1 protein-coding gene and 1 pseudogene are annotated in these 2,881 nt (G+C 73.0%); both read left to right on the top strand.

Features of this window, described 5'->3' with window-relative positions; genetic code table 11:
- Nucleotides 1-324: pseudogene (locus H5J30_RS25175) on the top strand (hypothetical protein); the annotation flags it as partial.
- Nucleotides 321-2,819, top strand: coding sequence for an Hsp70 family protein (locus tag H5J30_RS25170; RefSeq protein WP_181789643.1), 2,499 nt, complete (start codon nucleotides 321-323; stop codon nucleotides 2,817-2,819). The pseudogene H5J30_RS25175 and the gene H5J30_RS25170, both read left to right, overlap by 4 nt.
- The last annotated feature ends 62 nt before the right edge of the window (nucleotides 2,820-2,881 follow it).

Genomic DNA, 2,881 nt, shown 5'->3' with positions numbered 1-2,881 from the left:
GCCCTGCGCAAGCTCGACCAGGGCCCCGGTTCGCTCTCGCCGGCCGACCTGCGGCAGATCCGGCTCCAGGTCCGTGCGAGCCGCCAGGCCCTCGCCGACGACGGGCTGGAGATCCAGGAGCACGACGGCGAGCCGTTCGACTCCGGCCTCTCCCTGGAGGCGCTGGTCTTCCAGGACGACGCGGAGCTGACCCGCGAAGTCGTGCTGGAGACCGTGCGGCCGTCCGTCTACTTCCGCGGCACGCGCATCCAGATGGGCCAGGTCATCGTCGGCAGGCCCCCGCAGCCCCCCGGTGCAGAGACGACCAAGGAGACCCCGGAGTGAGCGAGACCATCGACTACGGCATCGACCTCGGCACCACCAACAGCGCGATCGCGGTGGCGGAGGACGGCGGCGTGCGCATCCTGAAGAACAACGACGGCTGGGACACCACCCCGTCGGCGGTGTGGATCCCCCGCAAGGACCTCGTCCACGTCGGCAGGCGCGCCAGGGAGCGGGCGGAGTCCGACCCGGCCGACGCGCACGCCGAGTTCAAGCTGGAGATGGGGGTGGCGGGGGCGGCGCGCCGGTTCGAGCGCGCCGGGCTGTCGCTCACTCCGGAGCAGCTGTCCGCCGAGGTGCTGAAGTCGCTGCGGCAGGACGCCGCCCACGACTCCGGGCACCAGCCGGAGGCCGCGGTGATCACCGTGCCCGCGGCCTTCGCCCTCAACCAGAACAACGCCACCTCCGAGGCCGCCGCCCTGGCCGGGCTCAGCGAGCACTGCCCGCTGGTGCAGGAGCCGACCGCCGCGGCCATCGCGTACGGCGTGCAGGACACCTCGGACTCCGCCCACTGGATGGTGTTCGACCTCGGCGGCGGCACCTTCGACGCCGCGGTGATGAGCAAGCGCGACGGCGAGCTGCAACTGATCCAGCACGCGGGCGATCCGTACCTGGGCGGGAAGCTCATCGACTGGGCGCTCGTCGACGACCTGCTGGCGCCCGCCGTCCGGCGCGAGCTGGGGCTCGCGGAGTTCGCCCGCGGCAACCGCGCGTGGGCGGGCAACTTCGCCAAGCTCAAGGTGGAGGCCGAGAACGCGAAGATCGCGCTGTCCCGTACGGAGAAGGTCGAGCTGAACTTCGACCTGCTGGACGCCGCGGGCGACAGGCAGCCCTTCGAGTACACGCTGACCCGGGACGCACTCGACGACCTCGCGCTGCCCTTCTACACCCGCGCGATCGAACTCTGCCGGGACGCGCTGGCCGACAGCGCGCTGCGCCCCGACCACATCGACCGGCTGCTGCTGGCCGGCGGCTCGACGCTCAGCCCGGGGCTGCGCGCGCTGCTCACCGACCCGGACACGGGTCTCGGCATCGCCGTGGACCACAGCCAGGACCCGACCACCGTGGTGGCCCGCGGCGCCGCGGCGTTCGCCCGTACCGTACGGCGGCCGCGGAAGGCGCGGGTCGCGGCGCCGGGCGAGTTCGCGGTCGAGCTGAACTACCCGGCGCAGACCGTCGACACCGCGGACGTACCGGTGTCCGGCAAGGTGACCAGCGGCAGCGCGGTGGACTTCACCCGGTACGCCGTCGTGCTCAGCAACCCGGACGGCAAACCCCCGTTCCGCGGGCCGCACACCGTGCTCTCCCCGGACGGCACCTTCTACACCGAAGTCACGCTCACGGCCGGCGCCACCTCCCGCTTCACCGTCGAGCTGACCGACGCCGCCGCCACCCGGCAGCGGCTCGCCGGCGACAGCCTGTCGATCACGCACGCCAAGGTCGTCCCCGGCGAGGCCGTACTGACGGGCACCCTCGGCATCGGCCGGGCGGACGGCTCGTTCGACCCGCTGCTCCGCAAGGGCACGACGCTGCCGGCCGAGGTGACGAAGATCTACCGGACCACGATCCCCCTGCACCGCTCGGAGCCGGACGCGGTGATCCGCATCCCGCTGCTGGAGGGCGAACGGCCGCGCGCCGAGCGCAACACGCGGGTGGGGCTGCTGGAGATCCGGCCGCGTGACGTCCGCATCGACCTGCCGGCGGAGAGCGAGGTCGAGGTGACGTTCGAGATCGAGGCGAGCAGCAGGGAGGCCCTGGTGACCGCCCATATCCCGCTGGTCCAGCAGCAGTTCGAGGCGACGATCAACCGCACCGAACTCGTCGCCCCCGACCAGCGGGAGCTGGCCGGCCGGCTGCGCCGCCTGGAGCAGCGCGTACGCAGCCTCAAGGACGACGCGGAGTCCGAGCACGCGGAACAGGCCAGGACCCGGCTGGAGAAACTGGAGGAGCACCGGCCCCTCACCCAACTCGGCCGCGAAGTGGACGCCGCGGGCGTCGACACCGGCGCGGCGGTGACCAGCGACCGCCGGATGCGCGACCTGGAGGCCGAACTGGACGACATCGAGGCGGCCATCGAGATCCCCGGCCTCGAACGCCGCCTGTGGGACCTCCTCGGCGCCTGCGAGGACATCATCACGCAGGTCGGCGGCACCCCGTCCGACCGGCGGGAACTGGAGAACCTGCGCGGCCGCGCAAGCGCGCTGGGCGGGGACGCGACACCCGTGGAGCTGCGGAAGCTGGTGAAGCGGGCGGAGGAGTTCCAGGTGGAGCTGCTGCGGCGGACGGACGAGTGGGACTTCGTGGTGTTCAACGCCCTGGTGGAGATGCGCGACATGATGCACCCGCGCGGCCAGGCGGACGCGGCGATCCGCGACGGCAGGCGGGCGATGGCGTCCGGCGACCGGGGCGCGCTCGCGGGGGTGAACCAGCGGCTGCGGCGGCTGCTGCCCCCGGAGGTCGGGGACGGCATGGGGAGGAAGGAGGGCGGGGTCAGGTGAGCACGGACACGAGGCGGAACACGGGTACGGGTACGGCTCGGGGCTCCGGCTCCGGTTCCGGC

The sequence above is a fragment of the Streptomyces phytophilus genome (assembly GCF_013870535.1).
Classification (GTDB): Bacteria; Actinomycetota; Actinomycetes; order Streptomycetales; family Streptomycetaceae; genus Streptomyces; species Streptomyces phytophilus.
This window is presented reverse-complemented; position numbering and strand designations above follow the sequence as displayed.